This is a genomic window from Sphingobium sp. RC1 (assembly GCF_059738765.1).
Map to the genome: position 1 here is coordinate 1,446,326 of NZ_AP027306.1, position 19,539 is coordinate 1,465,864.

General features: G+C 59.9%; 14 protein-coding genes. 8 read left to right on the forward strand and 6 right to left on the reverse strand.

Annotated features, from left to right (window positions below; translation table 11 throughout):
• The first annotated feature begins 21 nt into the window (after positions 1–21).
• Positions 22–1,950 (forward strand): potassium transporter Kup, encoded by a 1,929-nt coding sequence (locus AC6JBC_RS07160; protein ID WP_498023616.1) that lies wholly within the window; start codon positions 22–24, stop codon positions 1,948–1,950.
• 60 nt (positions 1,951–2,010) lie between these two features.
• Here the strand turns inward: AC6JBC_RS07160 and AC6JBC_RS07165 are convergent, their stop codons facing one another.
• Positions 2,011–2,475, reverse strand: coding sequence for an Hsp20 family protein (locus AC6JBC_RS07165; RefSeq protein ID WP_498023617.1), 465 nt, complete (start codon positions 2,473–2,475; stop codon positions 2,011–2,013).
• Positions 2,476–2,934: 459 nt separating this feature from the next.
• Between AC6JBC_RS07165 and AC6JBC_RS07170 the strand changes: the two genes are divergently transcribed.
• Together AC6JBC_RS07170 and AC6JBC_RS07175 are read left to right on the forward strand one after the other, a co-directional pair.
• Positions 2,935–4,185 (forward strand): lipoprotein-releasing ABC transporter permease subunit, encoded by a 1,251-nt coding sequence (locus AC6JBC_RS07170; protein WP_498023618.1) that lies wholly within the window; start codon positions 2,935–2,937, stop codon positions 4,183–4,185.
• Positions 4,178–4,867 (forward strand): ABC transporter ATP-binding protein, encoded by a 690-nt coding sequence (locus tag AC6JBC_RS07175; protein ID WP_498023619.1) that lies wholly within the window; start codon positions 4,178–4,180, stop codon positions 4,865–4,867. Before AC6JBC_RS07170 ends, AC6JBC_RS07175 begins: the two co-directional genes overlap by 8 nt.
• On the opposite strand, the gene AC6JBC_RS07180 is transcribed toward AC6JBC_RS07175, so the two are convergent.
• Positions 4,853–6,661, reverse strand: a complete 1,809-nt coding sequence (locus AC6JBC_RS07180) for a diguanylate cyclase (protein WP_498023620.1) — start codon at positions 6,659–6,661, stop codon at positions 4,853–4,855. The genes AC6JBC_RS07175 and AC6JBC_RS07180 overlap by 15 nt on opposite strands.
• Positions 6,662–6,830: 169 nt before the next feature.
• Here AC6JBC_RS07180 and dnaE point away from each other — a divergent pair, with 169 nt between their 5' ends.
• Entirely contained in the window at positions 6,831–10,373 is a 3,543-nt protein-coding gene (gene dnaE, locus AC6JBC_RS07185) for a DNA polymerase III subunit alpha (RefSeq protein WP_498023621.1), read from the forward strand.
• Here the strand turns inward: dnaE and AC6JBC_RS07190 are convergent, their stop codons facing one another.
• The 4 genes from AC6JBC_RS07190 to AC6JBC_RS07205 are packed head-to-tail and all read right to left on the reverse strand — an operon-like array spanning position 10,374 to position 14,508.
• Positions 10,374–11,441: a PA0069 family radical SAM protein gene (locus tag AC6JBC_RS07190; RefSeq protein ID WP_498023622.1), complete on the reverse strand. Its 1,068-nt coding sequence runs from the start codon at positions 11,439–11,441 to the stop codon at positions 10,374–10,376.
• A gap of 45 nt (positions 11,442–11,486) precedes the next feature.
• Complete coding sequence (gene moaB, locus AC6JBC_RS07195) at positions 11,487–12,014, reverse strand: molybdenum cofactor biosynthesis protein B (protein ID WP_498023623.1); 528 nt, start codon at positions 12,012–12,014, stop codon at positions 11,487–11,489.
• A complete protein-coding gene (locus AC6JBC_RS07200) occupies positions 12,014–13,801 on the reverse strand; it encodes a lytic transglycosylase domain-containing protein (RefSeq protein ID WP_498023624.1) in 1,788 nt (595 codons plus the stop codon). Before AC6JBC_RS07200 ends, moaB begins: the two co-directional genes overlap by 1 nt.
• A complete protein-coding gene (locus AC6JBC_RS07205; protein WP_498023625.1) occupies positions 13,798–14,508 on the reverse strand; it encodes a uracil-DNA glycosylase family protein in 711 nt (236 codons plus the stop codon). The genes AC6JBC_RS07200 and AC6JBC_RS07205 overlap by 4 nt, the downstream gene beginning before the upstream one ends.
• A gap of 138 nt (positions 14,509–14,646) precedes the next feature.
• Between AC6JBC_RS07205 and AC6JBC_RS07210 the strand changes: the two genes are divergently transcribed.
• From AC6JBC_RS07210 to AC6JBC_RS07225, 4 genes are read left to right on the forward strand one after another with little or no spacing between them, the layout of a single operon-like run.
• Positions 14,647–16,299 (forward strand): electron transfer flavoprotein-ubiquinone oxidoreductase, encoded by a 1,653-nt coding sequence (locus AC6JBC_RS07210; RefSeq protein WP_498023626.1) that lies wholly within the window; start codon positions 14,647–14,649, stop codon positions 16,297–16,299.
• A 16-nt stretch (positions 16,300–16,315) separates the two neighbouring features.
• On the forward strand, positions 16,316–17,947 hold the full coding sequence (locus AC6JBC_RS07215) for a tetratricopeptide repeat protein (RefSeq protein WP_498023627.1): 1,632 nt from the start codon (positions 16,316–16,318) through the stop codon (positions 17,945–17,947).
• The gene (locus tag AC6JBC_RS07220; RefSeq protein WP_498023628.1) at positions 17,934–18,803 is read left to right on the forward strand and encodes a 4-(cytidine 5'-diphospho)-2-C-methyl-D-erythritol kinase; all 870 of its coding nucleotides are present in this window, start codon (positions 17,934–17,936) and stop codon (positions 18,801–18,803) included. Before AC6JBC_RS07215 ends, AC6JBC_RS07220 begins: the two co-directional genes overlap by 14 nt.
• Positions 18,800–19,516 (forward strand): N-formylglutamate amidohydrolase, encoded by a 717-nt coding sequence (locus AC6JBC_RS07225; RefSeq protein WP_498023629.1) that lies wholly within the window; start codon positions 18,800–18,802, stop codon positions 19,514–19,516. The genes AC6JBC_RS07220 and AC6JBC_RS07225 overlap by 4 nt, the downstream gene beginning before the upstream one ends.
• Positions 19,517–19,539 lie beyond the last annotated feature (23 nt).

Here is a 19,539-nt window from a genome sequence, read left to right on the forward strand (position 1 = left end):
TGACCGTCTGGCGTTTCCTTCATGGCTGATCAATTGGCGAGCGCCGTCGCGAACGCGCAGGACGACGAGTCTGAAGGACATAGCCACGCGGGCCAGAAAGCGACGGCCAAGCTTGTCGTCGGGGCGATCGGCATCGTGTTCGGCGACATCGGCACCAGCCCGCTCTACGCTTTTCGTGAAACTTTCGCGGGCCATCATCATCTGGCACTCGATCCCGACCACATTCTTGGCGTCATCAGCTTGATGTTCTGGTCGATGATGTTGGTCGTGACGCTGAAATATGTTTCGATCATCATGCGCGCCGACAACAAGGGCGAGGGTGGCAGCCTAGCGCTGCTCGCACTGATCAACGGACAGACAAAGACTCAGCGATGGTCGCGCGGCATCGTTCTTTTGGGGGTGTTCGCGACCTCGCTTTTCTACGGCGATTCCATGATCACTCCTGCGGTGTCAGTGTTGTCGGCTGTGGAAGGTCTGGCCGTTTACAATTCTGAACTGGCGCCCGCGATTCTACCTGCCGCAGTAATCATATTGGTGGGCCTGTTTTGGATCCAGGGCTTCGGGACTAACCGGGTTGCTGCCCTATTCGGCCCAATCATGCTGGTGTATTTCGTCACGATCGCGGCCCTGGGCATCATCAGCATAATCAAGACGCCTGGCATTCTCCTGGCGTTCAATCCCTATTGGGCGTTCATGTTCTTCATGACCGATCCGTTGCCGGCTTTCCTTGCCTTGGGCGCAGTCGTCCTCGCGGTGACCGGGGCGGAAGCGCTGTATGCCGATATGGGGCATTTCGGGCGCAGCCCGATCCGCGTGTCCTGGCTTTGCTTCGTCCTCCCGGCGTTGATGATGAACTATATGGGGCAGGGGGCTCTGTTGTTCCGCGAAGGCGCGGCTGCGCTCCACAGCCCCTTCTATCATCTGGCACCCCAATGGGCGCAGTTGCCTCTGATCGGCCTCGCGACTCTGGCAGCGATAATTGCCAGCCAGGCAGTCATTTCCGGCGCATTTTCAGTGACGCAGCAGGCGATCCAACTGGGCTTCATGCCCCGCTTGCGGATTGCGCATACCAGTGCCTCGACCGCGGGGCAGATATATATCCCCCTCATCAATTGGGGATTGATGGTGATGGTTATCCTGCTGGTACTAGTGTTCCAGACATCGTCCAATCTAACTGCCGCCTATGGCATCGCCGTCACAGGAGCGATGTTCATCGACAATCTGCTGCTGACCGTGCTGCTCTACAGGCTGTGGAAGTGGCGCTGGTATTATTCCGCACCCTTGCTTGCGGTATTTTTCATTGTGGACGGCGCATATCTCGCGGCCAATTTTACCAAGGTGCCGGATGGCGGCTGGTTCCCGCTGCTGATCGGTTTCGTCGTATTCACGCTGCTGACCACATGGTCGCGGGGGCGTCGGTTGGTGCAGGATCGTTTGCGCGAAGGCGCGATGCCGATCCCTGTGTTCGTGGCCTCGGCCGCCAACAGCGCTGTGCGCGTTCCCGGGACGGCCGTGTTCATGACATCCACGCCAAACGGCGTTCCCCATGCCTTGCTCCACAACCTGAAACACAACAAGGTGTTGCATGAGCGGGTCATCCTGCTGACGGTGAAGATCAAGGACGTTCCAGTCGTTGAGGATGATGGCCGATGCAGGCTGGAGGATCTCGGAAAAGGATTCTTCCGCCTCGTGCTGGAATATGGTTTCATGCAGGAACCGGATGTTCCTGCGGCCCTCAAGAATGTCACCGGGTGTGGTCAGGCATTCAGGATGATGGAAACCAGTTTCTTCCTGGCACGCCAAACGCTGTTGCCTTCTGCCAATCCAGGAATGCCGCTGTGGCGAGAGAAAATCTTCGCCTGGATGCTGCGAAATGCAGAAAGCGCGATGGAATTTTTCCGCCTGCCCACTAACCGCGTGGTCGAATTGGGTAGCCAGGTAGAGATTTGAGATGCAAAAAGGGCGCGACCTTCAGGCCGCGCCCCATGAACATCGGTTGGGCAAAGTCGATCAGGCCGCGTTGCGATCCTTGTTGATATCGACCAGCTGCCCGCCATTTACAGCGATCTTCTTTGGCTTCATCGCTTCAGGGATTTCGCGAACGAGTTCGATCGTCAGCAGCCCGTCTGCAAGATCGGCCTTTTCCACCCGCACGAAGTCGGCCAGCTCGAAACGCCGCTCAAAGCTGCGATTGGCGATGCCGACATGCAGGAATTTGGAGCGATCAGAGTTCGGGCTATCTTCCTTGCGTCCGACAACCTGCAACAGATTTTGCTGAGCAGTGATGTCTATTTCGTCAGGTCGAAAGCCGGCAACCGCCAAAGTGACCCGATAGCGGTCCTCCGAAAGACGCTCGATATTGAAAGGGGGATAATTGTCGCCCTGCTGCAACCGGGCATTGTTTTCGATCAGATCAAAAAGTCGGTCAAAACCCACAGTGGAGCGGCGATAGGGGGTAAGGTCAAAACCACGCATGTCATAATCTCCATCAGAGCAAAATGATCATACCGGACCCATGCTGGCGTCCGGCGATACGATGCGCGGCCCCATCAGGCGGCCGTGCGTCGTTGATATGGTTGAACGAAATCGGGTTTCAAGGGGCCTGTTTCGGCCGGAATCAAAAGTGCCCGGATCGTGTTTCCACGATCCGGGCACTAATGGACGATTGCTCGTCTCCCCCTTGGTCTGCCTCAACCACTTCTCAGCCCCCTAAGCTTGAAGCGGGAAGCAGTATCCCTGAACCACGGCCATTAACCTGTGCTTCGATGACTTTGCTATGGCTCGGAAGGCCCGCTGTCACGGGCTATTTCCGTACGGAAAGATTTTAGCTTCACGCCTGTGGCTGAGGTGCAACAATCTGCGATGCTTGCCGTTAGTGGAGACCCTGCTAGACGGGCAGTAATTAACATCACGCAAAGGGCCGTTCGCGCCACCATGATCTTGTCACGCTACGAACGCATGATTGCCAAGCGCTATCTGCTGCCTGGGAAGGGGGAAGGATTCATTTTCCTCGTCGCCGGGATAAGCCTCGCCGCCGTGATGTTGGGGGTGGCCGCGCTCATCATCGTGATGAGTGTGATGAATGGGTTCCGGGCTGAGTTGTTCGACAAAATTGTGGGACTGAATGGCCATGCGGTAGTGCAGGGCTATGGCGGACGGTTGCCCGATTGGCGATCCATATTGAAAGAAGCAAAGGCGACGCCCGGCGTTACCAGTGCAACGCCGCTTATCGAACAGCCGCTGCTCGGCAGCTTTCAGGGACGGGTTGAAGCGGTTCTCATCCGCGGCATGACCGTCAAGGACATCCGGAACAATGCGACACTGAAGGCGAAGGTGCTGGCGGGGAGCATGGATAACCTCACCGCCAACGCAGGCAAGGTCGGCATAGGATCGCGACTGGCGGAAAATCTGGGCCTTCAGCTTGGCGACAGCATCACCATAATCAATCCCGCAGGGCGCTCGACGCCGTTCGGCACTGTGCCGCGCCAGATTTCCTATCAGGTGGCGGCGATCTTTGAGGTGGGTGTCTACGACTACGACAAGGCGTTCGTCGTGATGCCTGTGGAAGATGCGCAGACTCTATTGTTGCTCGGCGACGTGGTCGGCATGATCGAGATCGAGACTGTGGACGCCGATCGGGTGGGAACAATCCTGCAACAACTGGCCGGAAAGGTCGCGGGTCGGGCTGTCGTGACCGATTGGCGTCAGATGAACGCCTCCCTTTTTGAAGCGCTGGCCGTTGAACGGGTTGCGATGTTCGTGGTGCTTTCGATCATCGTGCTGGTCGCGGTTTTCAACATCCTTTCCTCGCTGATCATGCTGGTGCGAGCGAAAACGCGTGATATCGCTATCCTGCGAACAATGGGTGCAAGCCGGGTTGGACTCGTCAAGATATTCATGACTGTGGGCGTGACCATCGGATCGTTGGGCATGGTGGCCGGGATGGTGCTGGGCTTCACCTTCCTTTTTTTCCGGCAGAGTGTTGTGAACGCGATCCAGTTCCTGACCGGGCAGAATTTGTGGGATCCCTCGATCCGTTTTCTGACCGAACTGCCGGCCAAGCCAGACCCTATCGAAATCACGATCATCTGCCTGATGGCGTTGATTTTCAGTTTTCTTGCTACGCTTTATCCGGCCTTCAAGGCTGCCAATACCGATCCCGTTCAGGTGCTGCGCTATGAATGACATATTGAAGGTTGCGGGCCTGAAGCGCAGCTTCACTCAAGGAGGCGTCACGATCGAGGTCCTGCGCGGCGTCGACCTGACCGTCGGGGAGGGAGAGATCGTGGCGCTGCTGGGGCCGTCAGGGTCCGGGAAATCGACCCTGTTGCAGGCAGTCGGTCTGTTGGAAGGCGGATTCGACGGGTCCATCCGCATCGACGGCGAGGAAGCTGCGCGTCTCGATAATGACGGGAGGACGCGCTTGCGCAGGAATGCATTGGGTTTCGTCTATCAATTCCACCATCTGCTGCCGGATTTCAACGCGGCCGAAAATGTCATCCTCCCCCAGGTTATCCGCGACAAGGAATTTAATGCGGCACGTGAACGTGCTGAGTCGCTCCTGACATCCTTGGGCCTTGGTCATCGTCTGGATCATCGGCCGAGCCAACTTTCCGGCGGTGAGCAGCAACGCGTGGCGGTGGCGCGGGCACTCGCCAACCGTCCTGCCTTGATCCTGGCCGATGAACCCACGGGGAATCTGGATGAACGGACAGCCGATATCGTGCTAGCCGAGTTTCTTCGCCTTGTGCGCGAGGAAGGCTCGGCCGCTCTGGTCGCGACCCATAATGAAAGGCTCGCCGAAAAGATGGATCGCGTCGTCCGTCTTCATGAAGGATTGCTGGAAGAAGCCTCAGGCCTGAACTGAGGCATCTTCACGGACAGTGGCGACCACGATCTGGTCTCGTCCTTGCGCCTTTGCGCGAAGGAGCGCGGCGTCGGCAGTTTGGACGAGTTGCGCAGGTTTGCCATGATCCGGATAGGCGGCGAGACCGAATGAAGCCGTTATGGGGCCAAGCTCTTGATGGCCATGCTGCACGCGCAGATTTTGAATCCTTGCTTGGACTTGCCGCGCACGATCGATCGCTTGATCCAGCGAAAATCCGGGCATCAACAGCACGAACTCTTCGCCCCCCAAGCGGAAGGCGAAACCGTCTTCACGGAGCGAGTCATCGAGCACACCGCCCACAGCCCGCAACACAGCGTCTCCGGCATCATGGCCATGTGCGTCGTTAAAGCGTTTGAAATGATCGATGTCGATCATGAGGCACGCCAGAGGAGAGCGATCGCGCGTGCTGACTGCCACTGCGTCTTCAATTGCGGTGTCGAACCGCCGCCTGTTGGCGAGGCCGGTCAATGCATCAACCATCGCCATTTCGCGCAGCGCATCGCGCAGGCGGAGATTTGCCAGCGCCAGCCCGATATTTTCGGCCAGCATCTCCAGATATTTCTCGGTCCTCTCGATCTGATCGGCTGCCAGGCCACCGGGCTCTTCGAAATAAAGGAGACCAATGGTCTCACCTTGCGCAGCCAGCGGGATGCAGATGGTCGAAGCCGAACATTGCCCGCCCAGATGTTCGCAAGGAATGTCGATGATGTTTCCCGAAGGCCGGTGCGTCTGGCCGCGACGCAATCCCCAACAGCTTGAAGGGGGAAATTCCTCGTTTGACCATAGTGGCGACAACCAGTCACAGGCCTGGCGCATCGCATTCCGGCGTGCGTCGTGGATGTACAGCCTGCCCGCAAAGCCGGGTGCAATCTCCGGAGCGAACCGTCGGACGACGTCGATGAGATCGGAGCTGTTGTCACAACCCTGAAGGCGCTGCGTCATGCGGGAAAGGAGGTCCTGCATGATCCGGTCAGCGTCGCGTTCTTTCTCCAGCCGTTGCCGCTCCAGGCCATTTTCGCGGAAGATCCGGATCGCCTGAGCCATATCCCCTATTTCATCGACGTGCGAAAATTCCGGCGGGATTGCTGCAAAATCCTGTGCGGCCAAGCGGGTGACTACATCGCTCAGACGAACGACGGGGTGCAGGATGCGCTGTTTGAGAATGAAATAGAGAACACAGAGAAAAAGGAGCGCCGTGGCGCCGAGCATGATTTCGGACATGCTCCGCCATTGCCGCGCCGTAGTAGTGGCACGTGCGATCGTCGCTTCGGTACGTTGATCGAGCATGTACTGGAATTTGCCGATCTGGGCGCCGATGCGGTCGAGTTCGCGGCCATATTCGTCGCCGAACAATATCGTCCGGGCAGTGTCGGGGTTGCCGGCCTTCACGGCGCGTAAGGCCGCTTCCTGCTCATCGGAGAGAGCGTCGGTCCAATGGAGGGCGTCGCGAAGAGCACGAAGTTCGGCCTCCGTCGCACCCACGTCACGCAACCTGCTGATACGCTTTTCCACCGAGCTCATCGCCGCTTTCTCGCGCCGATAGGCAATGACGTGAGTGGGATCGCCGGTAATCGAGAATGCCCGCGCCTGCTCCGTCTGTCGGTAGCTGTCTTCGAGCAACGCGGCCGTAAGCTGATCAAAAACTGCGCGCTGCTCGACTGCGGCGCGTTCCGCCTTTTCAGCGCCTGATGCCATGAGCATCGTCGTGCCGGAAGCGAGCGTCAGGAGTACGGTGGCGCCATAAGCCCAGTTGGTGATCGTGGATAAACGCATATGCGTTAAACTAGGCGTGAGAAGTTGGAGAATGCTTAATCAAGGGGCAAGCGGCCTGTAGCTAGCGCCACATCGGTGCAGCTTGCGAGCCGACGGACGCCGCCGTTTATCCACAGCATTTCTCAAGAAGGACTGGCGCCCGAGGTGGTAGCGGCGCTATCAATGCAAAATGCCTCATGCCGGTTTTGTACCCCTTCGCATCTTTTCCTCTTTCACCATGCTGGAAGGCGCAATCGAGCCGAAGAAGATCGCGAAGCAAGCGCGAACGCTGGGCTTTCCGGCAGCAGCGATCACTGACCGCAATGGCCTTTATGGGTCGATGGCTTTTTCAGATGCCTGCAAGGGCGAGGGCGTTCAGCCGATAATCGGAGCCATTCTGGGCATATTGCGGCCCGGGCGCCCTGCCAATGCAGCTGCCGTGCATGATTGGCTGGCGCTTTATGCCCAGGATGAAGCGGGATACGATAATCTGTGCGCGCTGGTTTCGATGGCTCATCTCGACCGTCCGGTCGAAGAAGTCCCCCACGTTACCCTGGATTCGCTGGTCGGCAGGACGGAGGGGCTTATCGCTTTGACCGCTGGGGCGGAGGGAGCGCTTGCTCGATTGTTCGCGGAGGACCAGCCCGACGCCGCCTTTGCCTATGCTGACCGGCTTCAGACCCTCTTTCCGGATCGGCTGTATGTCGAAATTTGCCGGAGGCTTGATCCCATCGAAGGCAGGGCGGAAGCTGAATTGCTCGAACTTGCCTATTCGCGTGATCTGCCGCTGATCGCTACCAATCCGACCTGCTTTGCCGAGCCTCACTTTCACGAGGCGCATGATGTGATGCTCTGCATCGCCGACGGGGCCTATGTCGAAACTCCCGACCGGCGGACTAGTTCGCCCGACGCATGGATGAAACCGGCCGCAGAAATGAAGCGGCTGTTCGAGGATTTGCCGGAGGCGCTAGCCAACACACTTATAGTCGCCCAACGTTGCGCGGTCGCTGCGCCAAAGCGCAAGCCTATCCTGCCGAGCCTCGCTGGCGACATCGAAGGCGAAGCGCGGATGTTGCGCGAGCAGGCAACAGAAGGACTGGCGTGGCGGCTGGAAAAGGCGGGGATCGAGGGAGATGAGGCCCGTCAGCCCTATTTCGACCGGCTGAAGTTCGAAACTGACATCATTATTCAGATGGGTTTCCCCGGCTACTTCCTGATCGTTGCCGACTTCATCAAATGGGCGAAGGAGCAGGATATTCCCGTGGGTCCGGGCCGTGGCTCGGGCGCAGGCTCAGTGGTCGCCTGGGCGCTCACCATCACGGATCTTGATCCGCTGCAACTCGGGCTGCTGTTCGAACGCTTCCTCAATCCCGAGCGCGTTTCGATGCCCGACTTCGACATCGATTTTTGCGAAACGCGGCGCGGTGAAGTGATCCGCTATGTTCAGCAGAAATATGGCTCCGATCATGTCGCGCAGATCATCACATTCGGTAAGTTGAAAGCGCGCGCGGTGCTGAAAGATACCGGACGCGTTCTGCAGATGAGCTATGGGCATGTGGACCGGCTTGCCAAGCTGGTACCCAATCATCCGACAGACCCCTGGACGCTGGAACGATCCTTGAACGGCGTGGCAGAGTTCAAGGCCGAATATGACAATGACAATCAAGTCAAACGACTGATCGACTATGCGATGAAGCTGGAGGGCTTCCCCCGGCATAGTTCGACTCATGCAGCGGGCGTCGTCATTGGCGACCGGCCGCTGTCACAGCTTGTGCCGCTCTATCGCGATCCGCGGTCGGACATGCCGGTCACCCAGTTCGACATGAAATATGTCGAAGGCGCGGGATTGGTGAAGTTCGATTTCCTGGGTCTCAAAACGCTGTCTGTTCTGCAAAAGGCGGTCCAGTTGCTGGCTGGGCGGGGCGTCGAGATCGATTTGAGCATCCTCAGTTGGGACGATCCGGCCGTTTATGACCTCCTTCAGCGGGGCGACACGGTCGGCGTGTTCCAGCTGGAATCGGAGGGCATGCGCAAGACACTGGCCGCCGTTCGGCCCACCAATTTCGGCGACATCATTGCGCTCGTTTCGCTCTATCGGCCCGGTCCGATGGATAATATTCCTATGTTCGGGCGCCGTAAAAACGGCCAGGAAGATATTGAATATCCTCATATTCTCCTGAAGCCTATCCTCGAAGAGACCTACGGCATCTTCGTCTATCAGGAACAGGTGATGCAGGCCGCCCAGATACTGGCGGGCTATTCCCTGGGGGATGCTGACCTTCTTCGTCGGGCCATGGGCAAGAAGATCAAAGCGGAAATGGATGCTCAGAGAGCGCGGTTCGTGGAAGGTTGCGGCGGGAGCGACATTCCGGCCGCCAAAGCCAATGAGCTGTTCGATTTGATCGACAAGTTCGCGGGCTATGGCTTCAACAAGTCCCACGCCGCCGCCTATGCGCTGCTTGCCTATCAGACGGCGTGGTTGAAAGCGCATTACCCGGCGGAATTCTATGCCGCCTCAATGGCGTTCGATATCCATCTCACGGATAAGCTGACCATCTTTGTCGATGATATGCGACGCATGGGCCTCAACTGCCTTGCGCCCGATATCAATCGCAGCCTTGCCGACTTCTCCGTTGAACCGATCCAGCATGAGGGTGAGGATGCGCGCCTTGGTTTCGCGGTGCGCTATGCCCTGGGGGGGCTTAAGGGCGTCGGTGAAAAGGCGATGGAGCAGTTGGTCGCCGAGCGGGATGCGGGCGGGTCATTCAAGTCCCTTGATGACTTTGCAGACCGAATAGAGCCGCGATTGTTGAACCGCCGTCAACTTGAAAGCCTCGCGGCGTCAGGCGCATTCGACGAAATCCATCCCGACCGGGCTGGAGTGCATGCAGCGGCAGACACTATCCTGAGCGTTGCCGCCAGTGCTGCTGAAGCGCGCGAAAGCGGGCAGGGCGGCTTGTTTGGCGACGTCGAGACGCCGCATGCAGACGTCCGCATTCCGCCCCATCAGACCTGGTCCACTGCGGACAGGATGGCGCAGGAAAAGGAAGCTTTTGGCTTCTATTTCTCGGCGCACCCTGTTGATCGATATCGTCATCTGGCTGAGGCGCGCGGCGCGAAAAGCTACGGAGCGATCTGTGCCGAACAGGTGGCGGAGGGCGGGCGCGTCAATGCGGTCATGGCCGCGATGGTGGAAGAGGTGCGCTGGCGCGAAACGCGACGCGGGGCGCGATATGCGGCGGCTACATTCTCCGACAGTAGCGGGCAATTCCAGGCGAGTTGCTTCGATGAAGATGCATGCAAGGCTATCGAGGCTATGGCGCGAGACGGTGATTGCGCCCTGTTGATGGTAGAGCTGGATCGCATGCCGGGCGAGGAAACACCTCGCGTGACGATCCGAGGCGTGGAGCAATTCAATCAACTCGCCAGTGCATCGCGGATGGAATTGGTGGTGGATGTGCAGGATGTCGCAGCCGTTGACGTGTTGGCGGAACTGCTGCTGCGAAACAGGGGCGGGCGCAGCGAAGTTTTCCTGCGTACCCCGTTGGCAAGCGGCAAGGCTGCGCGGATGTTCGTTGGGGATGATTTCCTCATCGGGGCGGATCAGGTAGACGCGATCGCGTTCATTCCGGGCTTGTCCATTCAAAGCTTCGAACGGATGGAGCCGAAAGCGGATGGGTATCGGGCACGGACTCGGCGCTCCGGCTTCAGGCTGGTTGCGGCAACGGCCTGATCAAAGGAGTTGAAGCTGTGGACCTGCGGGCGGACGGAACAGGTCGGTCCTGAGTGTCAGCCTCTCGCCTGAAAAGCCGACGCGCTTTCGCGCTTTGATGAAACGGGTGCGTATCAGGTCGGCCCAAACCCCTTGGCCGCGCATTCTGGTCCCGAAATCAGGATCATTATCGCGGCCCCCTCTTATTTCACGAATGATTCCCATGACTTTTGCGGCTCTGTCGGGATAGTGTTCCTGAAGCCAGGCGCGGAATAGGGGTGCCACCTCGTAGGGGAGCCGAACCGGGATGAAGGTAGCGTCGCGAGCCCCAGCGGCGGCGACCGTCTCGATTATGGCCTCTATCTCATGGTCCGTGATGGCGGGGATGATGGGAGAGACGCTGGCGACGACCGGCACGCCTGCTTGCGCCAGCTGACGGATAGCCTCCACCCGCCGGAGTGGGTGGGCCGCGCGAGGTTCGAGAGTACGCGCGACCTTTGGGTCAAGGGTCGTTACGGAGATCATCACGGCGACGAGCCGGTCGCGCGCCATCTCCTTCAGAAGATCGAGGTCGCGAAGAACCCGGTCGGACTTTGTCGTGATGAAGAGTGGGTGTCGGCATTCAGCTAATATCTCAATAGATTGGCGGGTGATCTTCCAATCCCGTTCGATCGGTTGATAGGGATCGGTGTTGGTCCCCATGGCGATAGGGGAGACTATGTAGGACGGCTTGGACAGTTCGGCGCGGAGCAGGGCGGGCGCATCTGGCTTGGCGAAGAGGCGCGTTTCGAAATCCAGGCCGGGTGACAGATCGTGATAGGCGTGGGTTGGCCGGGCGAAACAGTAAATGCATCCATGCTCGCATCCTCGATAAGCGTTGATCGATTGGCTAAAGGAGAGATCAGGCGACTTGTTGCGGCTGATGATAGTGCGGGGATGTTCGACGGTGACCTGTGTGCGACGGCGCGGTGCGGCGCCATCTATGGCATCAAGCGTATCGAGCCAGTCGCCGTCAGCGATCTGTTCCGCGATATTGAAGCGGTGGCTAGCGACATTCAACGTCGCGCCTCGACCCTTTTCAGCAACCATGCTCCATTAGAACATAATGGGAACATTGTGGCAAGGGCCAGTGGGTCAGCGCTCCATCAGGCGGGGCATCAGTTCGACGAAATTGCAGGGGCGATAACGGCTGTCGAGCTGGGTGGAAAGAATGCCGTCCCAGGCGTCCTTCACCGCGCCGGTAGAACCCGGCAGCGCGAAGATATAAGTTCCGCGCGAAACGCATGCGGTGGCCCGCGACTGTATCGTCGAGGTTCCGATTGTCTGGAAGCTGAGCCATCGGAATAGTTCGCCGAAGCCGGGTATTTCCTTGTCCTGGACCTGGGCGATCGCTTCCGGGGTCACATCGCGGCCGGTGACGCCCGTGCCTCCCGTAGAGATGATGCAATCAATCTGAGGATCGTCAATCCAGCTGTGCAGGCGGGCAACGATGGCGGCTCGATCATCTTTTTCGATATAGCGCGCAGCCAATATGTGACCCGCAGCCTTTATTCGCTCGATCAAGGTATCGCCGGATCGATCGTCTGCAAGGCCTCTGCTGTCGGACACAGTCAGGACCGCAATTCGTACCGGCAGAAATGCCCGGTCCTCATCGATTGGCATTAGTCAGAGCCGCCCGCGATGCTGGGTGCGGAAAGGTTGCTGTTCTGGCTCAGCCTGACCATGCGCGTCCCCTTGGAGGTGGGGAAGGTGGGCCACATGCCCTGCGCCATACCGGTAAGGCAATCAGCGCTGCCCTTCGCCTGGATTTGGTACATCCAGTAGTTGCGCATGACGATGTTCACATAAGCGCGGGTTTCATAATAGGGCAGCGACTCCATGAACAGGAGAGGGTCGCCATTGTCCTTGACCTCGCTGTTCCACCGTTCGACGGGCAGCGGACCTGCGTTATAGGCGGCCATGACCTTGGGCAGAAGCCCGCCGGTGGCGCTCATGTTGCGAAGATTTTCCAGATAACGCTGGCCATATTCCATGTTGGTCGATGGCACGAACAACTGGGCAGGGGAGGAAAGGCCCATGTCGCTGCCGGTGCCCGGCAGGACCTGCATCAGGCCTCGGGCACCTGCACTGCTAACGACGTCGCTACGGAAGCCTGATTCCTGAAGCGTGTGGGCATAGATCAAGGCGGGATCGACGCGCCATCCGCCATCCGGACGCCAGTCGGGCGTCGGGAAGCGGGCGAAGCTGCCAGGCTGTTTACCCGCCGGACCATTATGCGCGAGCCAAAGCTGGGTGGCGGGGAGGCTGAGAGCGTTTGCCAGTTTCAGCAGCGCGTCATATTGGGCCGCGCCGCCGATCCGCGCCTGGTGGCGGATGAACTGGTCTGCCCTCGCGATCTGCCCGATGGACGCAAGAGCAATGGCCGCTCGGACATTCGGGCTGTCCTTGAGCTGCTGCCAATCGGCTGCGCCAAAGTGGGGCGCCACTCTGGCGCCGCCAACGGGCATGCCCAGTGTCTCGCGGGCAAGCAGGCCATAGAAGGTTTCATCGGAACGAGCTGCGGTCTTCAGAAGGCTTTCGACCTTTTCGGCCTGACCGCAGACCATATAGGCGCGGGAAGCCCAATAGGCTCCCGCTGCCCGCATGTCGGCATTTCCAGCGAGAGCCGCAACATTGGCGAACGCAGGCGCGGCTGTGGCGCAATCATGCTGCCGCCAAGATGCGAGGCCCAGCGTCCAATGTGCTTGGACCGTCCAGTCGCTGCCCGAACGGGTTTCGATCGCTCGGTTGGCCATGCGGCGTGCGTCGGCGTCGTTATTCTCGATATAATAGGACCAGGCGACACGCTGGCGCACTTCCGTCACGCCTTCAGGGGTGAGGCCGATTTCTCCGGACGCCAGCAGCGTTTCCGCTCCGACGGGATCATCATTCTTGATGAAAGGCGTGATCTGGCCAACCAGCGCCTGGGCCAGCAGGTCAGTCTTCGTCGTGGCGACATATTCGCGTCGGGGTGCGGAACCCAACCATACCATCTTTTGGATTTGCGGGAGGGTTGGCAGGATCGTCGCGCCGCGCTTTTGCGCGAGCCGCGAAAGTTGATCCGCGTTGGGAAGCCAAGCTGCTTTGTTCACCAGGTCGAGCACTTCGAACAACTCCACGCGTGGAGAGTCCTTCGCCACATAGAGGTCGGAGAGGGCAACGAAACGCATCGGATCCTGCGGATCCAAAGCTAGAATCATGACTTTTGCGTCAGCCCAACTCTGACCCGCCAGTGCGGCGTAAATGGCCGAGTAACGCCCCTTGTCGGCGTCATTGATGGACAAGGCGGAGTTGAAGTCGGACCTGAACGCTGCGGTCGACGGCGCGTTATCCGCTTTTGCGGGCATGGCTGCGGCGGCACTCATGGCGGCCAGAGCCAGGCAGGAAGATCGGGTGAGCGCGCGAATCACTGATGCATATCCTCGACCAGGCGTTGTAATGTGCGCCAACATTCCGCTTTCGCCGCAGGCTGCCCGAGCAGCAGCCGCGGGTGGAAAGTGGCTAAAGCAGGCACAATGCCGCCATCATGGTTAAAAAAGTGTAAACTTTCCATCCCTTGCTTGTCTTGTACGGGAAGGAATGTGCGGATCGTCCGGTCGCCCAGAAGCAGGAGCTTGCCGGGAACAGCGAGGGAAACATGGGTGCGCATGCGATCGGCCGCAGCATTCAGATCCGCCGCCTCCACCATGCCGCCGGGTGGGCGCGCGCAAAAGAGGGAAGCGATGTAGACCGTCTCACGCGACAAGCCGATGGTGGAGAGCATGGCATCGAACAAGCGTCCGGCGCGGTCGGCAAGTAATGTGCCTGCGTCCATGTCGGCCGGATCGGGCATGTCCGTGATCACCATCAGCGGAGATCCAGCCTGACCCTGCGGCAATATGGGCGTTCCTGCCCAGCGGCGCTCGGGTTGCCCGGCATCCTCAGCGAGCCAGGTCGTAAAATCCTGAAGCGATACGGGCTTCTTCACTGTGGCGGGAGAGGAGGTGGACGATGGCCGGGTGGCAGCTGGAGTTGGACGCAGCCAATTGACCGGCGTTTCCGTCGTCGCGCCATCAACGCCCGCCATGTCCCACCATGCCAGATAGGCGCTGGCAGCATCGGCCAAGTCTTCCGTCATTCCCCGCATCGTTCTTCTAGGGCCAGAGGTTGACGCCGGGGTCAAGAATCTTCATCGGCAACCAGTGGTAAATCGTTTGAGTAATGCGGCGGCCGGACAGGAGAGGGAAACTATCCGGCCCGTCTCGATGGAGGGATTATGAGCGAACGGGAATCGATGCCCTATGACATCGTCATCGTCGGCGGGGGACCGGCGGGGCTGTCCGCGGCGATCAGGCTGAAGCAGTTGGCCAATGAAGCCGGTCAGGAACTGGCGGTGTGCGTTCTGGAAAAAGGGTCCGAGATCGGCGCCCATATTCTGTCGGGCGCTGTGATCGATCCCAAGGCGCTCGACGAACTGCTGCCGGACTGGCGCCACATGGGCTGCTCGCTTGCCGAGGTTCCTGTACGCGATAACCAGCACTGGTTCCTGACCAAGCGCGGTAAATTGCCTGTGCCCCACATCGCCACGCCGCGCTGGATGCACAACAAGGGGACCTATACGGGGTCGCTGGGCAATCTGTGCCGCTGGCTTGCCGAGCAGGCCGAAGGACTGGGTGTCGAAATATTCCCTGGCTTTGCCGCCGCCGAAATTCTCTACAATGAAGATGGTAGCGTAAAAGGCGTTGCCACCGGCGACATGGGCATCGACCGGGAAGGCAATCGCAAGGGCGATTATCAGCCGGGGCTGGAACTGCACGCCAAATATACCTTCTTTGCTGAAGGCGCGCGCGGCCACCTGACCAAGATCCTCAAGCGCCAGTTCGAACTGGACAAGGATTGCGAGCCGCAGGTTTACGGCCTGGGCATGAAGGAATTGTGGGATATTGACCCCGCCAAGCACAAGCCGGGCCTGGTCATCCACACGCAGGCTTGGCCGCTAACTGACGCCTACGGTGGCGGCTTCCTTTATCATCAGGCCAACGGGCAGGTTGCGATCGGCTTCGTGGTCGGCCTCGGATACCGCAATCCTTACCTCTATCCCTTCGAGGAGTTCCAGCGCTGGAAGCAGCATCCGGCGATCCGCCAGTATCTGGAGGGCGGGCGCCGCGTGTCCTACGGCGCGCGTGTGATCAATGAAGGTGGCTGGCAGTCGGTGCCGAAACTGGTGTTCCCCGGCGGTGCGCTGATTGGTTGCTCGGCAGGCTTCGTCAACGTACCGCGCATCAAGGGCACGCATACGGCAATGAAGTCCGGCATGCTGGCAGCCGAGGCGGCATTTGAGGCGATTCAGAACGAACGCTCGCGCGATGTCCTGCATGACTATGATGATCGCCTGCGGTCCAGCTGGATCGCTGACGAGCTGAAGCTGGTCAAGAATGCCGAGCCGCTGCTGGCCAAGTTCGGTAATACGATCGGCACGTTGCTGGCGGGCGTCGATATGTGGATGCGCACGCTGAAGATCGGCCTGCCCTTCACGATGAAGCACAAGCCGGACAATGAAAAGATCTGGCCCAAGGAGATCGGGCACAAGATCGACTATCCCAAACCCGATGGGGTGATCAGCTTCGACCGACTGTCCTCTGTGTTCCTGTCGAACACCAATCATGAGGAGGACCAGCCGGTTCACCTTCAGTTGAAGGACCCGTCCATTCCGATCAATTACAACCTCCCCATGTATGACGAACCGGCGCAGCGCTACTGCCCGGCGGGGGTCTACGAGGTGGTTGGACAGGATGAGGGCAATCCCCGGTTCCAGATCAACGCCCAGAACTGCGTCCACTGCAAGACGTGCGACATCAAGGACCCGAAGCAGAACATCAACTGGGTTGTGCCCGAAGGCGGCGGGGGGCCGAACTATCCCAACATGTAGGCGCCTGCTCTCTGCGATGTTGCTGCCGATGGTGCTGGCTTCCCCTGCTGGCGCATCGGTGGATCGGTCGAGCGCGCTGCATGCTTATGCGCGAGGCAGGTTGGCCGACAGCGATGGAGCGGCCCGCATTGCGCTTAACAGCTATCGCGATGCACTGGCCGGGGATTCGGACAGTGTGGAGGTGGCGCGGCGTTCCTATCTGCATGCTTTGATGAGCGGCGACATGGCTCTGGCCATGCGATCGGCAAGGCTGCTCGACGCGAAAGGGCTGATGCCGAGGGACGGGACGCTTCTGTTCCTTGGCGAAGCTTTGGCCCGAAGGGATTGGAAGGCGGCCGGTCGGATCACAGATCGGGTCGCGGCTGAAGGCAATTTCGGGTTTCTGGCACCGATAATCCGCAGCTGGATTGCGGTGGGCGAAGGCCGTGTTGCGCCGCCCGAGATCGATCCGGCGGATCGCTACGCCTCCCTCGCGCGGCGGTACATTGATGAGCATATCGCGCTCCAGGCGCTTGGCCGTGGAGACGTTGCGGGCGCTGGGCTGGCGATCAATCGCGCGCTGGGGCTGCGCACGGTCGAACTCGTCGAAATGCGGCTGACCTTCGCGGGGCAGCTTGCGGCTCGGGGCGCAATAACGGAGGCGATGGCTTTGCTTCCTGATGGGCGGGTCGACTATGCTCTGGCGCGGAAGGATATCGCGCGCAAACGCGGAGTCGGGGAAGCGGGGCGACCACTGACGCCAGCGCAGGGGTTTGCCCGGCTGCTTGTGCGTTTGGCTGCCGACATTTCATCGGATGAGAGCACGCGTATGCTGGCGATCAGGCTGGCTCGCATCGCCAGCTTCGCCAATCCCGGCGGCGCTGATGGCAGACTGGCCTTGGCGCAATTGCTGACCGAAGCTGGGCGCGGGGAACAGGCTGTGTCTGAACTGAATCAGATCGCGCCAGAGGGTTGGTTTGGGGCGCTTAGGCAGGCGGCGATGGTCAACGCCTTGACGGCGGCCAATGATAGTGCCGGGGCCATATCGCTCGCCCGCTCTCTGGCTGAGGCGCAGGGTGCGGATGTGGATCATATGGTGAAGCTGGGGCAGTTGCTGGCCCAAGCGAAGGATTTCACCGGGGCTGCTGACGCTTTCCGGATGGCCGAACGGCGCTACGGCGCGGACAATGTGCCTTGGGCTCTCTTGCTGATACAGGGCAGCGCGCTTGAGCAGGCGGGCCGCTGGGACGAAGCGCGTGGAGCCCTGGAGCGCGCTGCGACGATCGCGCCCAATGAACCGGCGGTGCTGAACTATTTGGGCTACGCTCAGGTCGAGCGGCGGCAGAATGTTCCGGCTGCGCTTGAACTTCTGAAGAAGGCGAGCGCCCTGAAACCAGACGACCCGTCCATAACTGATTCTCTTGGATGGGCGCATTTCGTGACCGGAGATGTGGAAACGGCGGTGCCGGTGCTGGAGCGTGCGGCCGAGGGCGCTCCGGCTGATGTTACCATCAACGAGCATTTGGGCGACGCACTATGGGTTGCCGGACGCCGTTATGAAGCGCGCTACGCCTGGCGGGCTGCGGCTCTCTTCGCGGAAGGAGAAGTGGCGGCGCGACTTCATGCGAAGGCGAAAACCGGGATGACGTCAGAATATGTCGCGCCCTGAAGCTGCAATGTTGGTGGAAACCGCCTTCGCAAAGGTGAATCTCGCCCTGCACGTGCGCGATCGGCGGCCTGATGGCTATCATGCGCTGGAAAGCCTGTTTGTTTTTGCGAAGGACGGAGACATCCTCAGCGGAAGTCTAGACCATGGAGGGGACATCAGCCTGACGCTGGATGGGCCGTTCGGCAAGGCATTGGGCTCGGGCACAGATAATCTTGTCATGAGAGCCGCCCGGGCGTTGCAGGACCATTTGGGTGAAGCGCGCGGCGCGGCGTTGAAGCTGACGAAGAACCTTCCGGTAGCATCGGGCATTGGCGGTGGCTCCGCCGATGCGGCGGCGACGTTGCGACTGCTGAACCGGTTGTGGGATGCACGGCTCCCCAGCGCTGAACTGGAGCGCATCGGCCTGTCGCTTGGTTCGGATGTGCCGGCCTGCGTCAGCAGCGTTACGCAGATGGTGCGCGGCCGGGGTGAAGCGCTCGAGGCGCTGGATGTGCAAGGCTGGGAGGGGACCGCGATGCTCCTGGTCAATCCAGGTGTCGGCGTCTCCACGGCCGATGTCTTCAGCCGATGGGACCAGCTGGATCGAGGCCGCTTAACCGCTGCGACCCTCGACGATGTGATCGCAAGGGGGCGCAATGACCTGGAACCGGCGGCGATCGTGGTAGCGCCTGTCATTGCCGACGTGCTTTCCCTGCTACGGGAGCAAGCGGGCGTCAGGCTGGCTCGGATGTCAGGGTCTGGCGCAACTTGCTTTGCGTTGTTCGATGATCCGCGCGAGCGAGCAGTGGCTGCGCGGGCAATATCAGCGATGCAACCCGGCTGGTGGGTAATGGAAACGGAGATCGGCGGAGCGTGAGCGAGGCATTTACACAGGTGGAAGGCGGCCCCCTCGACCTGCTTATCATCGCGGATCATGCGTCGGCTCATGTGCCTGCCGACATCGATCTGGATATCGATCCTGCCCTGCTGAGCAACCACATCGCCATAGACATCGGAGCGGCCGAGGTCAGCCGGTTACTGGCGGAGCAGTTGGGATGCACCGCGATATTGGGTGGTATTTCCAGGCTTGTGATCGACCTTAATCGTGAGGATGACGCGCCGGGCCTGCTGCCTGTCATGAGCGACGGTCATGTCATTCCGGGCAATCGCCATGCAGACCTTTCTGATCGCATGATCCGCTTTCATCATCCCTATCATCATCAGATCGGCCGACTGCTCGACGGAATGACGTCGCCCTTCATCCTGTCAGTGCACAGCTTCACCCCGCAGCTGGCAAGTGACCCCGAGGCAGAACGGCCATGGGACATTGGCGTGCTTTACAATGAAGATGACCGTGCGGCCCGCATCGCCATTCCGATGCTGGAGGAGGCTGGCCTGATGGTCGGCGATCAGCTACCCTATTCGGGGCGGCTGCTGAACGCGACCATGAACCGCCATGCCGAAGCCAATGGCATACCCTATCTTGGCATCGAGATGCGGCAGGATCTGGTGAGCGACGGCAACGGGCAAAGCCGCTTCGCCAGCATAATTGGCCCCATCGTGCTACAATGCCGCAATAGCCTTGCGTGACTCGCCCCTTTTTGGAAAGGAGG

What these genes read in the sequence shown, in the direction of transcription:
- AC6JBC_RS07190 (WP_498023622.1), bottom strand. Translation starts at nt 11,441, where the DNA reads ATGGTTGCTGAAAAGGGTCGAGGCGCGACGTTGAATGTCGCTAGCCAC.
- AC6JBC_RS07210 (WP_498023626.1), top strand. Translation starts at nt 14,647, where the DNA reads ATGAGCGAACGGGAATCGATGCCCTATGACATCGTCATCGTCGGCGGG.
- AC6JBC_RS07180 (WP_498023620.1), bottom strand. Translation starts at nt 6,661, where the DNA reads ATGCGTTTATCCACGATCACCAACTGGGCTTATGGCGCCACCGTACTC.
- dnaE (WP_498023621.1), top strand. Translation starts at nt 6,831, where the DNA reads ATGCCTCATGCCGGTTTTGTACCCCTTCGCATCTTTTCCTCTTTCACC.
- moaB (WP_498023623.1), bottom strand. Translation starts at nt 12,014, where the DNA reads ATGCCAATCGATGAGGACCGGGCATTTCTGCCGGTACGAATTGCGGTC.
- AC6JBC_RS07205 (WP_498023625.1), bottom strand. Translation starts at nt 14,508, where the DNA reads ATGACGGAAGACTTGGCCGATGCTGCCAGCGCCTATCTGGCATGGTGG.
- AC6JBC_RS07175 (WP_498023619.1), top strand. Translation starts at nt 4,178, where the DNA reads ATGAATGACATATTGAAGGTTGCGGGCCTGAAGCGCAGCTTCACTCAA.
- AC6JBC_RS07220 (WP_498023628.1), top strand. Translation starts at nt 17,934, where the DNA reads ATGTCGCGCCCTGAAGCTGCAATGTTGGTGGAAACCGCCTTCGCAAAG.
- AC6JBC_RS07160 (WP_498023616.1), top strand. Translation starts at nt 22, where the DNA reads ATGGCTGATCAATTGGCGAGCGCCGTCGCGAACGCGCAGGACGACGAG.
- AC6JBC_RS07170 (WP_498023618.1), top strand. Translation starts at nt 2,935, where the DNA reads ATGATCTTGTCACGCTACGAACGCATGATTGCCAAGCGCTATCTGCTG.
- AC6JBC_RS07215 (WP_498023627.1), top strand. Translation starts at nt 16,316, where the DNA reads ATGTTGCTGCCGATGGTGCTGGCTTCCCCTGCTGGCGCATCGGTGGAT.
- AC6JBC_RS07165 (WP_498023617.1), bottom strand. Translation starts at nt 2,475, where the DNA reads ATGCGTGGTTTTGACCTTACCCCCTATCGCCGCTCCACTGTGGGTTTT.